The sequence below is a fragment of the Pseudofrankia saprophytica genome, assembly GCF_000235425.2.
GTDB lineage: Bacteria > Actinomycetota > Actinomycetes > Frankiales > Frankiaceae > Pseudofrankia > Pseudofrankia saprophytica.
Genome location: NZ_KI912266.1, coordinates 975,382 through 994,304, shown reverse-complemented (window position 1 = coordinate 994,304; position 18,923 = coordinate 975,382). Strand labels below are relative to the sequence as shown.

Sequence of the window (18,923 nt, the reverse complement as noted above, 5' to 3'; positions counted from 1 at the left end):
CCCCGCGTGACCCGCCCCGCGTGACCCGCCCCGCGTGGCCTCTGGCCGCTCCGGAACCGGGCGCTGGCACGGGTGGCACGTGGCCCCACCCCGCGCCGGGTGGCGGGCTGGACTGGGTGAGCAGTTGAGGGTCCGGTGCGGTGGGAGCCCCGGTGCGCGCGCGGGCGGGCCGGGCACGATGTGGGCTTCGGGGCGGGCGAGGTGGCTCAAGCGGGTGAGAAGGCCTGGTGTGGTGGGTGTTGCGGGGGTGCGGCTCCCCAGTACGTCCGATGAACGGACGCGTTGCCAAAGCGCCTGGTTTGTGTCCTGCATGTAACAACACCTCAACGGCCCTACCCGTTCGGTCGCCGGAGGGCTAGGTTTCCGCCAACTCGGCGGGGTCGTGCCACGGGGCGCCGGAAGTCATGTTCGATGCCCTGTAGCGCCCGTCGAAGCAGGAAGACCGAAGCGGTTCCGATCATCATGACCGGTACCCGCACCGCATCCTCCGCGGCCGCTGGCGGCCCGCCGGAATCCTCCGGTGGATCGTGGCGGTCCGCGGGTCGGGGCGTCACGCTGGCGGGTCGTCCGGGCACACGTAGGAGGAAGTTGATGGCAAGACGCAGGCTCCTGGGCGCGCTGGCGCTCGCGACGGCGGTATCGCTCACCGCCGCCGCCTGTGGCAGCGATGACGGAGACTCGGGTGGCTCGGATGGTGGCAAGCCGTCCTACACCATCGGCTTCCAGGGCCCGCTGTCCGGCGACAACCAGCAGCTGGGCATCAACGGTGAAGACGGCTTCAAGCTCGCCATCGACGAGGCGAACAAGAAGGGTGACCTTCCGTTCACCCTGAAGACCGTCAGCTCCGACGACGTCGGCAGCCCGGACCAGGCTCCGGCCGCGGCGCAGAAGCTCGTCGACAACAAGGACGTCATCGCCCTCGTCGGCCCGATGTTCTCCGGCGCGACGAAGGCCAGCGAGCAGTTCTTCTCGGACGCGAACCTGCTGTCGGTGAGCCCGTCGGCGACCAACCCGACGCTGACCTCGCTCGGCTTCACGACGTTCTTCCGGGTCATCCCGACCGACGACGTGCAGGGCAAGGCCGCCGCCGACTACATCTCCAAGGCCCTCAAGCCGACCAAGGTGTACTCGGTGGACGACGCCAGTGAGTACGGCACCGGCCTGTCCAAAGTCATCGAGACGGAGCTGACGGCGAACGGCACGACGTTCGTCCACGAGAGCGTGAACCCGACCAAGGACTACACGTCCGAGGCCACCAAGCTCGTCGCCGAGAAGCCGGACGTGATCTACTACTCCGGCTACTACGCCGAGTTCGCGCTGTTGACCAAGGCGCTGAAGGACAAGGGCTACACCGGCAAGATCCTCTCCGGTGACGGTTCGCTCGACCCGCAGTTCATCGCGCAGGCCGGTGCCGCCGCTGCCGAGGGCGCCCTGATCAGCTGCCCGTGCCTCTGGGCGCAGGCGGACCCGAACGCGGCTGGCTTCGTCAGCGCCTACAAGGCCCTCAACGGCCAGGACCCGGGTACCTACTCGGCCGAGGCGTACGACGCGGCCAACGCGATCATCGAGGTCCTCAAGAAGCTCGGCCCCGGCGCTGACCGCGCCGCCGTCTCCGCGGCCTTCAAGACCATCGACTACAAGGGTCTGACCAAGCAGATCAAGTTCAGCGACAAGGGCGAGGTCAGCGACCAGGCCGTCTTCATCTACACGGTGAAGAACGGTGCGATCAGCCTGGTCGGCCCGGTGTCGAAGCTGGTCCCGACCAGCTGACCAATCGGTCGGTCGGTTGGGACCCCCGCCGCGGGCCTCGCGCCCGCGGCGGGGAGTGCCGCTCACCCGGCAGGTTCGTGACGGACGGGCGGCGGGCGTACGCGTCCGCCGCCCGTTCCGACGTTCGCGGCAGGTCAGGGAGTGGCAGCGGTGGGTCCGGCGGCCCGGTGGGCCGCCGGCAATAATCGCCGCGGCTGGGGAGTGCCGTGCCGAGACGTGGCACCGCCAGCCCCACCATGAACGAGTGACCGCGAGGCGGTGGCTGCCTCCGGTCATGCACCTCAGGTTTTGCGTAGTGATGTTGCCTGCCTGATGCGCGACCATATTCTGGTCAGCCGCCCCAGGCCGGAACGACTTTGCCCCAGGCTGGAAAGATCTTGCCTCGGGCCGTGCGGCCCTGTTCCGCCGCGCCGTGGCTGTAGATGATATTGACAAGGCGGATGCATGGGCTTCGTCCACCAGTTCTGGCAGCTGACCATCGACGGGCTGATGTCCGGCTCGTTGTACGCCGTGATCGCGCTTGGCTACACGCTGGTGTACGGCGTCCTGCAGCTGATCAACTTCGCGCACAGCGAGGTGTTCATGCTGGGCGCGTTCGGCGGCCTGTTCGCGGCCAGAGGATTGGTCAACGGCTTCAGCGACACCCCGTCCGGCCTGGCGTCCGTGGGGATTGTCCTGGTCGGCCTCGCTGTCGGCGCGCTGTGCGGCGCCGCCGCCGCGTTCACCCTCGAGCGGGTCGCCTACCGGCCGCTGCGCAAGCGGAACGCGCCCCGGCTGGCCTACCTGATCAGCGCCATCGGCGCCTCGCTGTTCGCGGTGAACATGGCCGGCAAGCTGTGGGAGCGTCAGAACGTCACGATGGAACTTCCGTTCACCAACGGCACCGTCTTCCACGTGTTCAGCGCCGAGGTCAACACCAAGACCCTGGTGATCATCCTGGTGGCGGCGGTGATGCTGGTCCTGCTCGACACGCTCGTCGCCCGTACCCGGCTCGGCCAGAGCATCCGCGCCGTCGCGCAGGACGCCGACACCGCGACCCTCATGGGCGTCAACGTCGAGCGGGTTATCCTGCTGACGTTCATCATCGGCGGGCTGCTCGCCGGTGCCGGCGGGTTCCTGTACGCGATGACCTTCAGCGCCTCCAACAACATGGGCTTCATCCCCGGCGTCAAGGCGTTCACCGCCGCGGTGCTCGGCGGCATCGGCAACGTGCGCGGGGCCATGCTCGGCGGCATCGTGCTCGGCCTGGTCGAGAGCTACGGCGGCTACATCTTCCAGGCCTCCTACAAGGACGTCATCGCCTTCCTGGTGCTGGTGCTGATCCTGATGGTCAGGCCGACCGGCCTGTTGGGCGAGCGGCTGGGGAGGGCAGCATGAGCACGACCTCGGCGACTCCCGCCTCCCCTTCGGTGGCGCCAACCCCGCCACCGTCACGACCGGGCGGCGCGGCGGGGCTCGGCCGCGCGGCCACCGCGGCGCTGTTCAGCCTGGCGGGGCTTCGCCAGCTGGGCGTCTGCGTCCTGATCGGCCTCGCCGTCGCCCTCATGACCGGCCCCAACGGCAAGGCGGCGAAACCACTGGGCGCCGTCCAGGACGCCATCCTCGCGCCGCGGATCGTCAAGTTCCTGGTCTTCGCCGTCCTGCTGTGGCTGCTCACCGCGCTCTGGCCGCTCGCTCGCCCCCTGTGGTTGATGGTCAAGGCGGCGGTCAGCGAGCCGGTGACGGCCGTGGCCGAGAAGCGCTTCGCCCCGCTCGGCCTGAACCTCGTTCTGCTGGTCGTGGCGATCATCATGCCGATGTTCTTCTCGAACGCGGCGGTCACGTGGATGGTCGACGGCGTCGGGATCTACGCGCTGCTCGCGCTCGGCCTCAACGTCGTCATCGGCTACGCCGGCATGCTCGACCTGGGCTACATCGCCTTCTTCGCGATCGGCGCCTACGCGACCGCCTACTTCGGCTCCAAGACCGCGATCCCCGCGCACTTCCCGCACTCGCTCAACCCGTTCTTCATCTTCCCCATCGCGTTCCTCCTCGCGGCGGTCGCCGGCGTCCTGCTCGGCGCCCCGACGCTGCGGCTGCGCGGTGACTACCTGGCGATCGTCACGCTGGGCTTCGGCGAGATCATCCAGCTGATCGCGAACAATGCCCATTGGACCAACGGCCCGCGCGGGGCGTTCGGCGTCCCGCACCTGTCGATCCACCTCCTGGGGATCAACTACTCCTGGAAGCTCGATCCGAAGCCGTACTACTACCTGCTGTTGGTGATCATCGTGCTGGTGATGATCGCCTTCGGCCGGCTGGAACGGTCGCGGATCGGCCGGGCGTGGGCGGCGATCCGGGAGGACGAGATCGCCGCCGAGGCGACGGGCGTGCCGACCCTGCGCCTCAAGCTGCTCGCGTTCGCGATCGGTGCGTCGGTGTCCGGGTTCGCCGGGGTGCTGTTCGCGAGCAAGCAGTTCTTCAACCCGCAGATCTTCAGCCTGCAGGCGTCGTTCCTGGTGGTCACGATCGTGATCTTCGGCGGGATGGGTAACCGGCTGGGTGTGGTCGTCGGCTCGGTCGTCCTGCAGGGGCTCGCCTTCTACCTGCGTGACACGGTGCCGGCGACGGACCGGTTCATCTATTTCGGCGCGGTGGTGATCGTCATGATGATCTTCCGTCCGCAGGGCATCATCCCCTCGCGGCGCCGTAAGCGTGAGATCAGCCTCGCCGAGCACGGCGTCGGTCATGCCGACTCGCTCGGCAGCGCGCCGACCTCGGAGAGCGGGGCCCGATGAGCAAGCACCGCGCGACGGGCGCCGGGGGCGCCGTCCTCGTCCCCGGCGGCCCGGGCAGCGTCGTGGATACGACCGACGAGGCCGGCGCGGACCTGGTGGTCAACGCGCGCGACCTGACACTGCGCTTCGGCGGCGTGACCAGCCTCGACGGGGTGACGCTGCGGCACCGTCGCGGCGAGATCCTCGCGGTCATCGGACCGAACGGCGCCGGCAAGACGTCGCTGTTCAACTGCCTGACCGGCGCCTACAAGCCGCAGCAGGGCTCGGTGGCGTTCTCGCCGGAGCCCGGCAGATCGCACTCCATCGTCGGGAAGACGCCGCACTCGATCACCAAGCTCGGCGTCGCGCGGACGTTCCAGAACATCCGGCTGTTCCCCGCCCTGTCCGCGCTGGAGAACGTCCAGATCGGCGTCGAGATGCGCCAGCGCTACGGCTCGATCGGCGCGATCTTCGGAACGCCGCGGATGCGGCGCGAGGAGCGTTCCGGGGTCGAGAGGTCGCTCGAGCTGCTCGACCTGGTGGGGCTGCGTCACCGGGTGCACGAGCTTTCCGCGTCGCTGCCGTACGGTGAGCAGCGCCGCCTGGAGATCGCCCGGGCGCTCGGCACCAACCCGAAGCTGCTGCTGCTCGACGAGCCGGCGGCCGGCACCAACCCGTCGGAGAAACTGGAGCTCGCGGAGCTGATCCGTACGATCGCCGGCACCGGCGTCTCGGTGCTGCTGATCGAGCACGACATGCGCCTGGTCATGTCGGTCGCGGCGAACGTCACCGTGTTGAACTTCGGGCGGGTCATCGCGCACGGCACGCCGGCGGAGGTCCAGCGTGACCCGGCCGTCGTCGAGGCGTATCTCGGTAGCCAGGACGACGAGTCCGCGGGCGGGGACGACGCGCCGGACGACGCGCCGACGGAACGGCTGACGCGTAACGGCGGCACCGGAAGGGACCAGCACTGATGCTGTTGGAGCTCGTCGACGTCGAGGTCGCGTACGGCGCCGTCACGGCGCTGCGCGGCGTCCGGCTGACGGTCGACGCCGGAGAGATCGTCACCCTGCTCGGGGCGAACGGCGCCGGCAAGACGACGACGCTGCGCACGATCTCCGGCCTGCTGCGGCCCCGGGCCGGGCAGGTGCTGCTCGACGGCGAGCTGCTCTCGAAGATCCCGGCGCACCAGCTGGTGCGCCGCGGGGTCGCGCACTCGCCCGAGGGCCGCCGGATCTTCCCGTCGATGTCCGTGCGCGAGAACCTGCTCATGGGGGCTTTCCACGACCGCAAGCACGTCGGGCCGGACCTGGAGCGCGTCTTCGGGCTGTTCCCCCGGCTCAAGGAGCGGGTCTCCCAGGCCGGCGGCACGCTGTCGGGCGGTGAGCAGCAGATGCTGGCGATCGGCAGGGCGCTGATGAGCCGGCCACGGCTGCTGCTGCTCGACGAGCCGTCGATGGGCCTCGCTCCGCTGGTGGTGCAGACCATCTTCGACGTGATCGCGCAGATCAACGCCGACGGGGTCGCGGTGCTGCTGGTCGAGCAGAACGCGGCCCAGGCGCTGAAGATCGCCAATCGTGGCTACGTGCTGGAGACCGGCCAGGTAGTGCTGGACGGGCCGGCGGGCGACCTGCTCGCCGACGACCGGGTCCGCCAGGCATACCTGGGCGAGGACGTGTCCGTGCCCGAGCAGGAAGTTCCCCACCAGCTGGCCAAGTAGCGACGCGGCGCTCACTGGCGCGTCCGTCGCCACCGCCACCACGACCGCCACCACCTTCCCGCTGTCCCGCCGTCGCCGTCACAGTCGTTCGCCTCGCCGGCAGCCAGCCGGCGGGGCCCCGCCTCGGCTGGCGGGGACCCGCGGAACGGCTGACGCGGACGGAAGAAGGCTGGAGCCTCCCACGTCTCAGGACCGGGGCCAGGGGTTGTCCAGCGGCCGGCAGCCACCCAGCTCGGCGGGCAGCTTGAGGGTGACGAGGTCCGGGGCTCGGTGGTCGCGGGACTGGAATCCGGCGACCCAGGGATGACTTCGGCTGATGCTCTCGACGGGCTTCCAGTCTCTGCCGTCGCGGGAGTCGGTGCCGAAACGCCGGACGCCGACCACGAGCAGCAGGACCGCCAGGACGATGAGGGTTGCGATGACCATGTGAAGAGAGTGCGTCCGCGCGGTTATCGCGGTCCATCTAATTTTTGTGGCCGAGACCGTTAAGCTGTTCTACGTGATCGATGTCCGACGGCTCCGGCTGCTCCGCGAGCTCGACAATCGGGGGACGGTGGCCGCGACCGCCGCCGCGCTGCACCTGACCCCGTCCGCCATCAGTCAGCAGCTCGCCGCGCTCTCGCGTGAGACCGGTGTCATGCTGCTGGATCCGGTCGGCCGGCGGGTACGGCTCACCCCGGCCGCCAGGGTGCTGCTGCGGCACGCCGACGAGATCTTCGCCCAGCTGGAGCGGGCCGAGGCGGACCTCGCCGCGTTCGACGAGGGCCGGCTCGGCGAGGTGACCATCGCCGCGTTCGCGACGGCGATCACCGGGATCGTCGCGCCAGCGCTCCAGGAGCTGCGGATAACCCATCCCGGCCTGCAGATCACCATCGTCGACGTCGGACCGCCGGACTGCTACGACATGCTGATCAGCGGCGAGCTGGACATGGCGTTCGACTTCGTGGCGACCAGGCCGGACGACGCCCGCTTCGAGATGGTCAAGATGGTCGACGATCTGTTCGACGTCGCGCTGCCCTGGGACCATCCGCTCGCCTGCCTGGATCAGGTGCACCTGGCCCAGCTCGCCGACGACGACTTCATCGCCAGCCGGCCAGGGACGGCCTGCCTGGAGATCATGCAGGCCGCGTGCGCGGCGGCCGGGTTCGCGCCGCGGCTGCGGCACCGCACCGACGAGTTCATCGCGGTCCTCGGCCTGATCGGGGCGGGGTGCGGGATCGGGCTGATCCCGCGGCTCGCCGGCCTCTCCTCGACGGACCAGGTCGTGCTGCGGCCGCTGGTCGACGCGCCGGCGCGCCGACTCGCGGTGTCGCTGCGGCGCGGCTCCGCGGGCGCGCCGCATCTCGCGGCCGTGCTGCGCGCGCTGACGACCGCCGCCGGGTCCGCCCTGACGGAGCCGCCGACGGTGCCCCCGCGCAGCGTCCGGCCGGCGTCCGTCCTGGCGGCGGTGCCGGCCCAGGCCGGCTGACCCGGGGGCTGGCTGACCCGGGGCCGGTTGACCGGGGGCTGGATGATCGGGGGGCTGGCTGGCGGCCGATGGCGACCCATCGACTACCTGGCGTAGTCAATCGCCGATTGTTGTTGCGCCAATGACTTGCGCGCGCACGCGCGTTACCAGGTCAGCCGGCTGTCGCCGCGCCCCCTCTCGCCGACCGCTGGCCGTGGCCGTCACCCCGCGCGACCATCGCCGGCCAACGGAAAGCTGACGGATGGTCAGGGCACGCGGGGTTTCCGTCGGTGATGGCCCGCGAAGGCTCCGAGTCCTGATACACCAGCGCTACAGCACAAACGAATAGCCGATCAAGAAGCAGGGACAGTCATGCATCCGACGGTGGAGCGTTTTCAGACGCGCCTGCGGGACCTGGGCGCCATGGGCGAGGCCAGGGAGCTGCCGAACAGCTCGCACACCGCCACCGAGGCCGCGGAGGCGCTCGACGTGTCCGTCGGCCAGATCGTGAAGAGCCTGGTCTTCCTGGCCGGCGAGAAGCCCATCATGGTGCTGGCGTCGGGTGACAACCAGGTCGACACGGAGAAGGTCGCCGAACTGCTCGGCGAGCCGGTCGGGCGTGCCGGCGCGAAGACCGTCCGCGAGGCCACCGGCTACGCGATCGGAGGGGTGCCGCCGGTCGGCCACGCCACCGAGATGCGCATTCTCGTCGACCGCGACCTGCTCGCCCACGCCGAGTTGTGGGCCGCCGCCGGGACCCCCAACGCCGTCTTCCAGACCAATCCCGACGAGCTCATCGCCATCACCCGCGGCGAATGGGCCGACATTCGCCACGAGTTCTAGGAGCTATCCCACCGCTCCGGCAGGGACCCCGGGGACCCCTCGTCTGGCTGCTGACCAAGCGCCGTAGCCGCTGACCTGGCCGCTCAGGGCCAGGCGGCCGCCGGACGGGCGGTGTCTACCGCCGGACAGAACCCTGGCGAGTGACGATAGTCACGATAGTCTGCCGCAGACCGCTGATCCCGATTGTCCGAGGCCGGTGAGTGCGCCATGCGAATGGGCCGGGAAAATCTTCGAAAGACCACGGACCGGGCGCCGCGCGGCGCGGCGGCGGCCCACGGTGGCAGGCATTTCCCGACCGGTTGGACGCGCGGCCGCAGCTACACCCTTACCCAGGACGTGGAACTCGCCGACGACGTGCCCTGGCAGACCGACGACTGGTCGGCCGACGACTGGAGCGCCTGACGCGCCAGCCTAGGGCTGGACCGGGCCGAGGACCTTGTCCAGGTAGTCGTTGGTGAGGACGCCCTTCGGGTCCGCCGCGGCCCGGACGGCGAGGAACTCGTCGAACTTCGGATAGCGGGGGCGAAGCGCCTCGGCGTCCTGGGTGTGCAGCTTCCCCCAGTGCGGCCGGCCGCCGGCCGTGGTCATGATCTTCTCGACGAGGGCGAAGTACTCCTCGTGCGGCGTGCCGTGGTCGACATGGACCGCGACGTATCCGGTCGCCCGCCCGTACGCCGTCGACAACCAGATCTCGTCGGGGGCCGAGACCCGGACCTCCACCGGGAACGAAATCCTCAGGCCAGATTTCTCCAACGCACTCGTCAGCTCACGGACGACACCGACCAGCTCGTCTCTCGGAACGGCGTACTCCATCTCCTTGAACCGCACCCGCCGCTCCGAGGTGAACACCTTGTACGACACGTCGGTAAAGGTGCGGGAGCTGAGCGCGCGGGAGCTGACCTTCGCCGCGGGCGCAATCGTGCGCGGCAGGCGGCGGCCGGTGGCCACGACCATGCCGAACACCCGGTTGGACAGGAAGTCGTCGTCGAACCAGCCGCGTAGCCGGGGCAGCGGGTCGAGCCCGTCGGACAGCGGCGCGCGGGTGTTGCGTTTCGTCAGCGTCCGGTCGGTGTGCGGGAACCAGTAGAACTCGGCGTGGTCGGCGCCGCCGACGAACTCGTCGAACCCGTCGAGCAGGTCGGCCAGCCGCGCCGAGCCCTCCTCGGCGCGCAGCGCGAACAGCGGTACCGCCTGCAGGGTCACCGACGTCACCACGCCGACCGCGCCCAGGCCCACCCGGGCGGCGGTGAACAGGTCGGCGTGCTCGTGCGCCGAGCAGAGCACGATCGTGCCGTCGCCGCGTACCAGCTCGAACGCGCGTACCTGGGTGGCCAGCCCCCCGAACCTGGCGCCGGTGCCGTGCGTGCCCGTCGCGAGCGCGCCGGCGATCGTCTGCTGGTCGATGTCGCCCAGGTTGGTCAACGCCAGCCCCGCCTCGGCGAGCAGCCGGTTGAGCCGGCGCAGCGTCATCCCGGCGCCGACCGTCACCAGCCCGCTGCCCGCGTCCAGCGCGAGCAGGTCGGCGCAGCGGTCCATCATCAGCTGGGTGGTCCGCTCGTCCGGCCTGCCGACCGGAGTGAACGAATGCCCGCTGCCGATCGGGCGCACCCTGGTGCCGTCGTCGAGCGCCTTGCGCACCAGCGCGGCGACCTCGTCGGCATCCGTCGGGTGCGCCACCGCCATCGGTGTCGCCACCTGGTTACCAGCCCAGTTCGACCACGACGCCGACGCGTCGGACCGCATACGCCGCCAGCCGGCGGAAGAGCCCACGGATCACCTCCGAATATCCGCACCCAGCTTCCCTGTACCCCGCGCGCGGCGCGACGCGGGGGTGGGTGTGCGCGACCAACTGCCCGCCCTTGGCCGAATCTGGGGTGATCCGGCTCCCGTCGTACAGATATGGCGAACGAGCCCGACAGCCGACACGATGGGGATGTGGTAGCGCTGGAGAATCTGGTAGGGATCTTTACGCGGCCGGCTGCCTCGTCACGGTCCGGTCATCCACCAGCGGCGCCGCCACAGCCCGACTGGGACCGGCTTGCGACGGCCACCGCCACGCTCGACCCGCCGTTCGCCGTCGTTGACCTGCCGGCGCTGTGGGCGAACGCGGCCGACCTGGTCCGGCGGGCGGCCGGCAAGCCGATCCGGGTCGCCAGCAAGTCAGTGCGGTCGCGGGCGGTGCTGCGCGCAGTCCTGGCGACCGACGGATTCGCCGGCATCCTCGCCTACACCCTCCCCGAGGCGATCTGGCTCGCGGAGGAGTTCCCCGACGTCGTCGTCGGCTACCCGACGGCCGACCGGGCCGCGCTGCGCACGCTCGTCGACCACCCGTTCGCGGCGAGCCGGGTGACGCTGATGATCGACTCCGTCGAGCAGCTCGACCTGATCGACACGGTCCTCGGCGCGGCCCGGCCGCAGCTGCGGGTCTGCCTGGACCTGGACGCCTCGCTGCGGCTGGCGGCCGGCCGGGTACACCTCGGGGTGCGCCGCTCGCCCGTGCACAGCGCCGAGCAGGCGGGTGAGCTCGCCGAGGCCATCGCCACCCGGCCGGGCTTCGCGCTCGTCGGCCTGATGGCGTACGAGGCACAGATCGCCGGCATGGGCGACGCGCCGCCCCCGCCCCCACTCCCGTCGGCGGCCGAGCCCGCCGACGGCTCCGGCTCTGGTTCCGGCTCGGGCTCTGGCTCGGGCTCGGCTCCCCGCCTCGAGCCCGCGCGCCGGGCGGCGGCGTCGGCGCGGGCCGAGGCGGTCCGGCGGATGCAGGCGCGATCGAGGGCCGAGCTCGCCGAGCGGCGGGCGGCGGCGGTGGCGGCCGTGCGGGAGGTCGCGCCGGGGCTGGAGTTCGTCAACGGCGGCGGCACCGGAAGCGTCCACCTGACGACGGCCGAGCCGGCCGTGACCGAGATCGCCGCCGGCTCCGGCCTGTACGGGCCGACGCTGTTCGACATCTACCAGGCGTTCACGCCCGCCCCGGCGGCACTGTTCGCGCTGCCGGTGGTGCGCCGGCCAGCGCCCGGCATCGTCACCGTCGCCGGCGGCGGCTGGATCGCCTCCGGCCCCGCCGGCCCGGACCGCGTACCTCGCCCGGTCCACCCCGCCGGCCTGCGGATGATCGGGACGGAGGGGGCGGGCGAGGTGCAGACCCCACTGCGCGGCCCGGCCGCCGACACCCTGCGGATCGGCGACCGGGTCTGGTTCCGCCACGCCAAGGCGGGTGAGCTGTGCGAGCACGTCAACGCGCTGCACCTCGTCGGCGCCGACGGCTCCGTCCAGGCCGTCCCGACCTATCGCGGCGAGGGCCGCGCCTTCTGAACCGCGTGTGCGGCCCACTGGGCTTACCAGGTCGTCCTCCCGCTGCGCGCGAGGAAGTGGCGGCGGCTGGCCGGCAGCGCCAGCAGCGTCGCGCAGGCGGCGGTGAACGCGAAGAACACGAACGACGCCGACTCGTGGTAGACGGTCAGCTTGACCAGGCCGAACGCGGTCTGGGCGGCCAGCAGCCCGGCGGCGAGTCGGGCAACCTTGTCCCCGCCGCGGCCGAGCCGCAGCCCGGCGACGACGCCGGTCGCGGCCATCAGCATCGCCCAGCCGGCGACGAGGTACTCCGCGTCGCTCAGGCTCGTCGTCACCGAGAAGCCGATGGACGCGGCGAGCTGGAACAGACCGAGCGGCACCAGGAACAGGGCCTGCGCGGCGCGGATCGTGCCCGGGACGCGTAGACGGGCGCCGGCCGCCGGTCCGGCCGCGACGACCTCGGGCGCGATGCCCTCGGGCGCGGCGACGTCCGTGGTGGTGATGCGGGTGGTGGTCATCGAGCGCTCCAATGCGGTGGGAGACGCGCTCCTGCTCGGAGCGCCGGCCCCGCTCGTCGCGGCGGGGTCGTGGCACTCACAGTCCGGGCGAGGGCGTCCCGGGCGCATGGTCCCGATGTCGCCTTTCGGCGGGGACACCCCGCCCCACTGGCTGGGACCTCGCGTCCCGAGAAGGACGTGACGGCCGCATCGGGTCCGCGGGACGCGCCCCCGCCGAGCATGAGCGCCACCACCGGGCCGCCTCGGTCCGGTCACCTCGGGAGGCGTCATGACCACGATCACCAGCCAGGCCCGCTCCACCGGCCAGGCCCCCGCCACCGCGCCCGCCGGCCAGGTTCGGTCCACCGCGACCGCCGGCTTCGTCGCGTCCGCCACGGCTTCGCCGGCGGACGTGGACGCCGCGCGCCCCGTCCACGTCCGCCGAAAGGCCCTGCTCGGGGCAGCCGCGGCGGGCGTGTGTGCCATCGGTTTCGTCTATCTGTCCCTCGACTCGCTCGTGCACCCGGGTGCGAAGTACTACCGGGACGTCGTGTTCCTCTGGCCGTGGCTGTCGGGCGCGGCCGCGCTCGTCGCCCTGCACCTGGTCCAGCGGCGGCCCGGCCGGCGGACGGAACGGGTCGGCGCGTGGCTCACGCTCGGCGGCATGGCGCTGTCCGTCCTCGGGATGGCGCCGCGCATGGCCGGCGGCGACGAGCCCTGGACGGCTCTGCTCGGCCCCGCGATGCTCGCCTGGGTCGTCGGCATGGTGGTGCTGGCGGTCGGCACGTGGCGGGCGGGTGTCGTCCCCACCTGGGCGGCCGTCGCCCTCGCCCTGGCCGAGCCGTCGACCGTGGCCCTGGCCTGGGTGCTGCGCTCGGTCTCGCCCCTGGAGGACGTCGGCAGCTACAGCGGTGCCCTCGGCAACGCCGTCGCCTGGCTCCTGCTCGCCTGTGCCCTGCTCACCACCGCCGACCAGCACCGCGACCCCGCCACGCGAACCATGCGCCAGAGATAGCCGAATGGTAGGCGCTATCTATGAAGACGCCATCTGCATAGATAGCGCCTACATACATCTACAGACGCCGGGACAAGGCCGATCGAACAGGGCTGCTGGGTGGCTCGTGGGGTCGCGGTCGCGGGTGGAGGCGGGCCGGTCGCGAGAATGGGGCATGCTCAGTCACGACGATGTTGACGACATCACGACCAGGGCGGCGCGGGACGGGCGGCACGGGGCCGCGGCCGCGCGGTTCGAGGAACTGGCCGCCCAGCCCGAGCGCCACGGCGGGGAGGTCAACCGAGCGGCGCTGCTCGTCGAGGCCGGCAGCCAGCACGGGCTCGCCGAGGACTGGGACGCGGCGATCCGGTGCTACCAGGAGGCCATCGCCGACGGCGGCTGCGAGGGGATCGACCCCCGGGTGTGGCTGCACGACGCGTATCTGCGCGCGGGGCGGCAGGACGACGCCGCGGGTCTGCTGCGCGAGCTGAAGGCCAGCCGCAGCAAGGATCCGGACCTCTACGCCGCGGTCGCCGAGTCCCTCGAGGTGAGTGGGCAGCTCTCCGATGCCCATACCTGGTTCACCATGGGCTACCACCGCTGTGAGAACGCCGACGTCCCCGAGTTCATGATCGATCTTCTGCTCGTCGGTCGCCGCCGGATCCGCGCCGAGCTCGGCTACCCGCTGGACGACCTCGACGAGCTGGCCGACGACTACCTCGCCGCCGTCGGGGACTGACCTCGGCGAACGGCTCGACCGAGATCGCATCTGGTAGCCACATCGATACGGCTGAGCCGGCCGCTGGCGGGCGAACGTGGCCGGCCGGGGTGATGCCCTGGGACCGTCCCAGGTCCCGTCACAGGCGTCGCGCTGGCGTCTCACCCTCCACCCGCGAACTGCGTTGGATGGCCGTGCGTATAGGCACCCCCATCCGACACGCTTCCGCCAGCGATCGGTGAAGTGTGTCGGATGGGGGTGTCTAGAGGCTCGCCTATCCGACACAGAACCGGGGTCGGGGTCAGGCGGTCGGGTCGGGGGCCAGGACGGGGCGCAGGGTGTCGAGCACCGTCGGGTCCTCGATCGTCGGCGGCACGGCTGGGGAGCGGCCGTCGGCGATCTCGCGCATGGTGCGGCGCAGGATCTTGCCGGAGCGGGTCTTCGGCAGCGCGGCGACGACGTCGACCCGCTTGAAGGACGCCACCGGACCGATCTCGGCGCGCACCCGGGCGACGAGCTCGTCGGCGAGGACCGCCGGGTCGATGCCCACGCCGCTCTTGACGACCACCAGCCCGCGTGGCACCTGGCCCTTGTACGAGTCGGCGACCCCGACGACCGCGCACTCGGCGACCGCCGGATGCGCCGCGAGCACCGCCTCCAACTCCCCGGTCGAGAGCCGGTGGCCGGCGACGTTGATGACGTCGTCCGTGCGGCCCAGCACGTACAGGTAGCCGTCCTCGTCGACGTAGCCGCCGTCGCCGGTCAGGTAGTAGCCGTCGAACGTCGACAGGTACGACGACACGTAGCGGTCGTCGTCGCCCCACAGCGTCGGCAGGGTGCCCGGCGGCAGCGGCAGCCGGATGGCGATCGCGCCCGCGGTGCCGGCCGGTACCTCCACAGCGGCCGGGTCTGACGGGTCGAGGATGCGGACGTCGTAGCCCGGCATCGGGACCGTCGGCGAGCCGGCCTTCGCCGGCAGCCGCTCGAGGCCGATCGGGTTGGCGGCGATCGGCCAGCCGGTCTCGGTCTGCCACCAGTTGTCGACGACCGGCACGCCGAGCATGCTCGTCGCCCACTCGTAGGTGGCCGGGTCGAGCCGCTCGCCGGCCAGGTAGAGCGCCCGCAGTGAGGCGCCCACGTCGTACTTGGCGAGGTGCGTGCCGGCCGAGTCCTCCTTCTTGATCGCCCGGATCGCCGTCGGGGCGGTGAAGACGACCTTCACCCCGTGCTCGGCGACCACCCGCCAGAACGCGCCGGCATCCGGCGTGCCGACCGGCTTGCCCTCGTAGAGGACGGACGTCGCGCCGACGAGCAGCGGGCCGTAGACGGTGTACGAGTGGCCGACCGCCCAGCCGATGTCGGAGGCGGTGAACATGACGTCGCCGGGGCCGATGTCGTAGACGTTGGTCATGGACCAGGTCATCGCGACGGCGTGGCCGCCGTTGTCGCGGACGATCCCCTTCGGGTGGCCGGTGGTCCCGGACGTGTAGAGGATGTACAGCGGGTCGGTGGCGGCGACGGTGACCGGGTCCGCCGGGGTGGCGCCGGGGACGACGTCCGCCCAGTCGTGGTCGCGGCCGGCGACCAGGTCGCACCGCTGTTGCTCGCGTTGGACGATCAGGCACCGCGTCGGCGGGTGGGCGGCGAGACGCAGCGCCTCGTCGAGCATCGGCTTGTACGGGACCAGCCTGGTCGGCTCGATGCCGCAGGAGGCGCTGACGACGAGCGTCGGGCGCGCGTCGTCGATCCGGGCGGCGAGCTCCGCGGGCGCGAAGCCGCCGAAGACGACCGAGTGGACCGCGCCGAGCCGGGCGCAGGCCAGCATCGTGATGACCGCCTCGGGGATCATCGGCAGGTAGACGATGACCCGGTCGCCGCGGCCGACGCCGAGCGCGGCGAACGCGCCGGCGGCGCGCGCGACCTCGTCGCGCAGCTCGCGGTACGTGTAGCGGCGCAGGGTGCCCGTCACGGGCGAGTCGTAGATGATGGCCGCCGCGTCGCCCCGGCCGTTCACCACATGCCGGTCCACGGCGTTGAAACAGGTGTTCAGCTCGGCGTCGGGGAACCAGCGGTACAACGGCGGCCGGCTGGCGTCGAGGACCCTTTCCGGCGGGCGGGCCCAGTCGATCGCGCGTGCGGCCTCGGACCAGAACTCCTCCGGCCGGGCGAGGCTCTGCTCGTAGATCCGTCGGTAGTCACCCATCTCGCGCTCCCTCTCGGTCTCCACCGCCCGGCCCGCCTCGACCATGCCTGCCCGCGCCGCCCGCCATGGACGGAGATCCGCGGCGTCCGCGTTCGCCGTTCGCCGTTCGCGGTCGCGTCCAGCGCGGTCACGGTCGCACGGGCGGCCGGCCAGCCACCACCATCGTCCGCTCCGCGACACGGCCGCCACGACGCCTGACCTGCCCGTCTGCCCAGGACCTGCGGGCCCCGACAGACAGGCCAGGCGGGGAAGGCGTCAGACCGGCTCGGGGAGAGCCTCGCCGGTCCGGGGCGGCGGCACGGTCGCCCGCTCCGCGCCCGCGCCGGTCAGCGACCGGACCTCCATCTCGGCGTACTTCGCCTCGTCGACCCGTTCCCGGCTGGTGACCGTGCCGAGCCAGCCGAGGAAGAACGCGAGCGGGATCGAGACGATCCCCGGGTTGTCCAGCGGGAACCAGTGGAAGTCCACCGACGAGTCCTTGATCATGGAGGCGCTGCCGGCCTTCCCGGAGACCACGGGGGAGAAGACGATCAGCACGATGGCGGAGATCAGGCCGCCGTAGATGCTCCAGAGCGCGCCGCGGGTGTTGAAGCGCTTCCAGAACAGCGAGTAGAGGATCGTCGGCAGGTTCGCCGACGCGGCGACCGCGAACGCCAGCGCCACCAGGAAGGCGACGTTCTGGTCCTTGGCGAGGATGCCGCCGACGATCGCCACCAGGCCGATGACGACCGCGGTGATCCGGGCCACCCGCACCTCCTGCTCGGGCGCGGCCGTGCCCTTCTTCACGACGCTGTTGTAGACGTCGTGCGCGAACGACGCGCTCGCCGTGATGGTGAGGCCCGCGACGACGGCGAGGATCGTCGCGAACGCCACCGCGGCGATGATGCCGAGCAGCAGTGTGCCGCCGAGCTCGAAGGCCAGCAGCGGCGCCGCCGAGTTCGCCTTGCCCGGTGCCGCGTTGATCTTGTCCGCGCCGACCAGGTACATCGCGCCGTAGCCGAGCACCAGGGTGAACAGGTAGAAGACCCCGATGATCCCGATCGCCCAGGCGACGCTGCGGCGAGCCTGGATCGAGCTCGGCACGGTGTAGAACCGCATCAGGACGTGCGGGAGCCCGGCGGTGCCGAGCACCAGCGCCATCGCGAGCGAGATGAAGTCGATCTTCGTGGTGTTGGTGAGGCCGTACTTGACGCCGGGATTGAGCACGGCGTCCTTCTTGGGACTGGCCGCGGCCGCGTCGCCGAGGACCGAGGACAGGTTGAAGCCGGCCTTGCCGAGCACCCAGAAGGTCATCAGCGCGGCGCCGAGCACCAGCAGGACCGCCTTGATGATCTGCACCCAGGTCGTGCCCTTCATCCCGCCGACGAGGACGTAGACGATCATCAGGACGCCGACGATGGCGATCGTCAGGTTCTGCCAGGCCGTGCCCTTGACCCCGAGCAGCAGGTTCACCAGTCCGCCGGCGCCGGTCATCTGGGCGAGCAGGTAGAACAGGCTGACGGTGAGCGTCGAGATGGCGGCGGCGGTGCGTACCGGGCCCTGGCGCAGCCGGAAGCTCAGCACGTCGGCCATCGTGTAGCGGCCGGTGTTGCGCAGCAGCTCGGCGACCAGCAGCAGCGCCACCAGCCAGGCGACGAGGAACCCGATCGAGTAGAGGAACCCGTCATAGCCCTGCAGGGCGATGGCGCCGGCGATGCCGAGGAAGGACGCCGCCGAGAGGTAGTCACCGGAGATCGCGATGCCGTTCTGCCGGCCGGAGAACGCGCGCCCACCCGCGTAGAAGTCGGTGGCGGTGCGGTTGGCCCGCGAGAAGCGGATGACGATCGCGAGGGTGACGACGACGAACAGGGCGAAGATCGAGATGTTGACGGCCGGCCTGCCGACCGTGTCGGCCGCGAGGTTCACCGTGGTCCCCGTGCTCCCTGTGGTCACCGCGCATCACCCCCGACCTGCGTGCCCTCGAGCTGCGTGCCCTCAAATCGAGCGCGCAGTGCGGCCGCCGCCGGGTCGAGCCGGCGGTCGGCCCAACGGACGTAGACCGCCGTGATCACGAACGTCGACAGGAACTGGCCGAGCCCGAACAGCAGGCCGACGTTGATGTTCCCGCCGACCTTGTGTGACATGAAGCCGGACGCGAAGGCGGCCAGCAGCACGTAGAGGAAGTACCAGGCCAGGAAGAGCGCGGTCATCGGGAACACGAACCGCCGGAAGCCGCGCCGCAGCTCGCCGAACTCGGGACTGCGCTGTAGATCGAGATAGCTCTCCTGCCCGCTGGCGGACGCGCCAGGGGCGGCCTCGCCGGGGGATGACTGGATGGTGCTCACGCGGCTGCCTCCACTCCGCTGGAGGCCACCGGCCACGCCTCCGCCTCGCGGTCGCGCGGCCCCTGGCCCGGTGTGGCCCGGACGTTGGGATACTCCGGGCGATCGGTGTGACGGCCGTCACCGTAGGGGCGTGCGCGGGCGCCGTGGAGACCGCCGCGCGGACCAAGCTGTCGGCGGCACGAACCCGGCGCCCGACGGGCCGGCACGCCGCGCCGAGCGGTCGGTCGGCCGAGCCCGGCGACGAGCGGTCGATTCCGCGCGACGAACGGCCCGCGCGATGACCGGCCCCGTGCGGCGACCGGCCCGTGCGGCGACCGGCCCCGTGCGGCGACCGGCCCGTGCGGCGACCGGCCCCGTGCG

General features: G+C 71.4%; 17 protein-coding genes. 11 read left to right on the top strand and 6 right to left on the bottom strand.

Annotation, left to right across the window (positions count from 1 at the left end):
- Positions 1–591: 591 nt before the first annotated feature.
- The 5 genes from FRCN3DRAFT_RS0204325 to FRCN3DRAFT_RS0204305 all read left to right on the top strand — a co-directional run bounded on the left by FRCN3DRAFT_RS0204325 (position 592) and on the right by FRCN3DRAFT_RS0204305 (position 6,246).
- The gene (locus FRCN3DRAFT_RS0204325) at positions 592–1,770 is read left to right on the top strand and encodes a branched-chain amino acid ABC transporter substrate-binding protein (protein ID WP_007518652.1); all 1,179 of its coding nucleotides are present in this window, start codon (positions 592–594) and stop codon (positions 1,768–1,770) included.
- A 444-nt stretch (positions 1,771–2,214) separates the two neighbouring features.
- Complete coding sequence (locus tag FRCN3DRAFT_RS0204320; RefSeq protein ID WP_007518651.1) at positions 2,215–3,147, top strand: branched-chain amino acid ABC transporter permease; 933 nt, start codon at positions 2,215–2,217, stop codon at positions 3,145–3,147.
- A complete protein-coding gene (locus tag FRCN3DRAFT_RS0204315; protein ID WP_007518650.1) occupies positions 3,144–4,547 on the top strand; it encodes a branched-chain amino acid ABC transporter permease in 1,404 nt (467 codons plus the stop codon). The genes FRCN3DRAFT_RS0204320 and FRCN3DRAFT_RS0204315 overlap by 4 nt, the downstream gene beginning before the upstream one ends.
- The gene (locus FRCN3DRAFT_RS0204310) at positions 4,544–5,500 is read left to right on the top strand and encodes an ABC transporter ATP-binding protein (protein ID WP_007518649.1); all 957 of its coding nucleotides are present in this window, start codon (positions 4,544–4,546) and stop codon (positions 5,498–5,500) included. The genes FRCN3DRAFT_RS0204315 and FRCN3DRAFT_RS0204310 overlap by 4 nt, the downstream gene beginning before the upstream one ends.
- Positions 5,500–6,246, top strand: coding sequence for an ABC transporter ATP-binding protein (locus FRCN3DRAFT_RS0204305; RefSeq protein WP_007518647.1), 747 nt, complete (start codon positions 5,500–5,502; stop codon positions 6,244–6,246). Before FRCN3DRAFT_RS0204310 ends, FRCN3DRAFT_RS0204305 begins: the two co-directional genes overlap by 1 nt.
- A 186-nt stretch (positions 6,247–6,432) precedes the next feature.
- On the opposite strand, the gene FRCN3DRAFT_RS0204300 is transcribed toward FRCN3DRAFT_RS0204305, so the two are convergent.
- Positions 6,433–6,672, bottom strand: a complete 240-nt coding sequence (locus FRCN3DRAFT_RS0204300) for a hypothetical protein (RefSeq protein WP_007518645.1) — start codon at positions 6,670–6,672, stop codon at positions 6,433–6,435.
- 46 nt (positions 6,673–6,718) lie between these two features.
- On the opposite strand from FRCN3DRAFT_RS0204300, the gene FRCN3DRAFT_RS0204295 reads away from it, so the two are divergent.
- From FRCN3DRAFT_RS0204295 to FRCN3DRAFT_RS0204285, 3 genes are all read left to right on the top strand, one after another.
- Positions 6,719–7,714, top strand: a complete 996-nt coding sequence (locus FRCN3DRAFT_RS0204295; protein ID WP_007518643.1) for a LysR family transcriptional regulator — start codon at positions 6,719–6,721, stop codon at positions 7,712–7,714.
- Positions 7,715–8,065: 351 nt separating this feature from the next.
- A complete protein-coding gene (locus FRCN3DRAFT_RS0204290) occupies positions 8,066–8,536 on the top strand; it encodes a YbaK/EbsC family protein (RefSeq protein WP_007518641.1) in 471 nt (156 codons plus the stop codon).
- A gap of 207 nt (positions 8,537–8,743) precedes the next feature.
- Positions 8,744–8,938, top strand: a complete 195-nt coding sequence (locus FRCN3DRAFT_RS0204285) for a hypothetical protein (RefSeq protein ID WP_007518639.1) — start codon at positions 8,744–8,746, stop codon at positions 8,936–8,938.
- 9 nt (positions 8,939–8,947) lie between these two features.
- Here the strand turns inward: FRCN3DRAFT_RS0204285 and FRCN3DRAFT_RS0204280 are convergent, their stop codons facing one another.
- Positions 8,948–10,279 (bottom strand): D-arabinono-1,4-lactone oxidase, encoded by a 1,332-nt coding sequence (locus FRCN3DRAFT_RS0204280; protein ID WP_027140242.1) that lies wholly within the window; start codon positions 10,277–10,279, stop codon positions 8,948–8,950.
- Between the two features lie 192 nt (positions 10,280–10,471).
- Between FRCN3DRAFT_RS0204280 and FRCN3DRAFT_RS0204275 the strand changes: the two genes are divergently transcribed.
- Complete coding sequence (locus tag FRCN3DRAFT_RS0204275) at positions 10,472–11,848, top strand: amino acid deaminase/aldolase (RefSeq protein WP_035926231.1); 1,377 nt, start codon at positions 10,472–10,474, stop codon at positions 11,846–11,848.
- A gap of 23 nt (positions 11,849–11,871) precedes the next feature.
- On the opposite strand, the gene FRCN3DRAFT_RS0204270 is transcribed toward FRCN3DRAFT_RS0204275, so the two are convergent.
- Positions 11,872–12,345, bottom strand: a complete 474-nt coding sequence (locus FRCN3DRAFT_RS0204270) for a hypothetical protein (RefSeq protein WP_007518633.1) — start codon at positions 12,343–12,345, stop codon at positions 11,872–11,874.
- A 268-nt stretch (positions 12,346–12,613) separates the two neighbouring features.
- Between FRCN3DRAFT_RS0204270 and FRCN3DRAFT_RS42585 the strand changes: the two genes are divergently transcribed.
- Positions 12,614–13,339: a hypothetical protein gene (locus FRCN3DRAFT_RS42585; RefSeq protein WP_007518631.1), complete on the top strand. Its 726-nt coding sequence runs from the start codon at positions 12,614–12,616 to the stop codon at positions 13,337–13,339.
- A 154-nt stretch (positions 13,340–13,493) separates the two neighbouring features.
- Positions 13,494–14,057: a tetratricopeptide repeat protein gene (locus tag FRCN3DRAFT_RS0204260; protein WP_007518630.1), complete on the top strand. Its 564-nt coding sequence runs from the start codon at positions 13,494–13,496 to the stop codon at positions 14,055–14,057.
- Positions 14,058–14,337: 280 nt separating this feature from the next.
- Here FRCN3DRAFT_RS0204260 and FRCN3DRAFT_RS0204255 read toward each other — a convergent pair whose 3' ends face one another.
- The 3 genes from FRCN3DRAFT_RS0204255 to FRCN3DRAFT_RS0204245 all read right to left on the bottom strand — a co-directional run bounded on the left by FRCN3DRAFT_RS0204255 (position 14,338) and on the right by FRCN3DRAFT_RS0204245 (position 18,563).
- On the bottom strand, positions 14,338–16,239 hold the full coding sequence (locus FRCN3DRAFT_RS0204255) for a propionyl-CoA synthetase (protein WP_027140241.1): 1,902 nt from the start codon (positions 16,237–16,239) through the stop codon (positions 14,338–14,340).
- A 255-nt stretch (positions 16,240–16,494) separates the two neighbouring features.
- The gene (locus FRCN3DRAFT_RS42580) at positions 16,495–18,171 is read right to left on the bottom strand and encodes a solute symporter family protein (RefSeq protein ID WP_007518626.1); all 1,677 of its coding nucleotides are present in this window, start codon (positions 18,169–18,171) and stop codon (positions 16,495–16,497) included.
- The gene (locus FRCN3DRAFT_RS0204245; protein WP_007518624.1) at positions 18,168–18,563 is read right to left on the bottom strand and encodes a DUF485 domain-containing protein; all 396 of its coding nucleotides are present in this window, start codon (positions 18,561–18,563) and stop codon (positions 18,168–18,170) included. The genes FRCN3DRAFT_RS42580 and FRCN3DRAFT_RS0204245 overlap by 4 nt, the downstream gene beginning before the upstream one ends.
- Positions 18,564–18,923 lie beyond the last annotated feature (360 nt).

Coding starts and splice junctions, on each gene's coding strand:
- FRCN3DRAFT_RS0204315 (WP_007518650.1), top strand. CDS start 3,144: ATGAGCACGACCTCGGCGACTCCCGCCTCCCCTTCGGTGGCGCCAACC.
- FRCN3DRAFT_RS0204290 (WP_007518641.1), top strand. CDS start 8,066: ATGCATCCGACGGTGGAGCGTTTTCAGACGCGCCTGCGGGACCTGGGC.
- FRCN3DRAFT_RS0204300 (WP_007518645.1), bottom strand. CDS start 6,672: ATGGTCATCGCAACCCTCATCGTCCTGGCGGTCCTGCTGCTCGTGGTC.
- FRCN3DRAFT_RS0204285 (WP_007518639.1), top strand. CDS start 8,744: ATGCGAATGGGCCGGGAAAATCTTCGAAAGACCACGGACCGGGCGCCG.
- FRCN3DRAFT_RS0204260 (WP_007518630.1), top strand. CDS start 13,494: ATGCTCAGTCACGACGATGTTGACGACATCACGACCAGGGCGGCGCGG.
- FRCN3DRAFT_RS42585 (WP_007518631.1), top strand. CDS start 12,614: ATGACCACGATCACCAGCCAGGCCCGCTCCACCGGCCAGGCCCCCGCC.
- FRCN3DRAFT_RS0204255 (WP_027140241.1), bottom strand. CDS start 16,239: ATGGGTGACTACCGACGGATCTACGAGCAGAGCCTCGCCCGGCCGGAG.
- FRCN3DRAFT_RS0204310 (WP_007518649.1), top strand. CDS start 4,544: ATGAGCAAGCACCGCGCGACGGGCGCCGGGGGCGCCGTCCTCGTCCCC.
- FRCN3DRAFT_RS0204325 (WP_007518652.1), top strand. CDS start 592: ATGGCAAGACGCAGGCTCCTGGGCGCGCTGGCGCTCGCGACGGCGGTA.
- FRCN3DRAFT_RS0204270 (WP_007518633.1), bottom strand. CDS start 12,345: ATGACCACCACCCGCATCACCACCACGGACGTCGCCGCGCCCGAGGGC.
- FRCN3DRAFT_RS0204280 (WP_027140242.1), bottom strand. CDS start 10,279: ATGCGGTCCGACGCGTCGGCGTCGTGGTCGAACTGGGCTGGTAACCAG.
- FRCN3DRAFT_RS0204320 (WP_007518651.1), top strand. CDS start 2,215: ATGGGCTTCGTCCACCAGTTCTGGCAGCTGACCATCGACGGGCTGATG.
- FRCN3DRAFT_RS0204305 (WP_007518647.1), top strand. CDS start 5,500: ATGCTGTTGGAGCTCGTCGACGTCGAGGTCGCGTACGGCGCCGTCACG.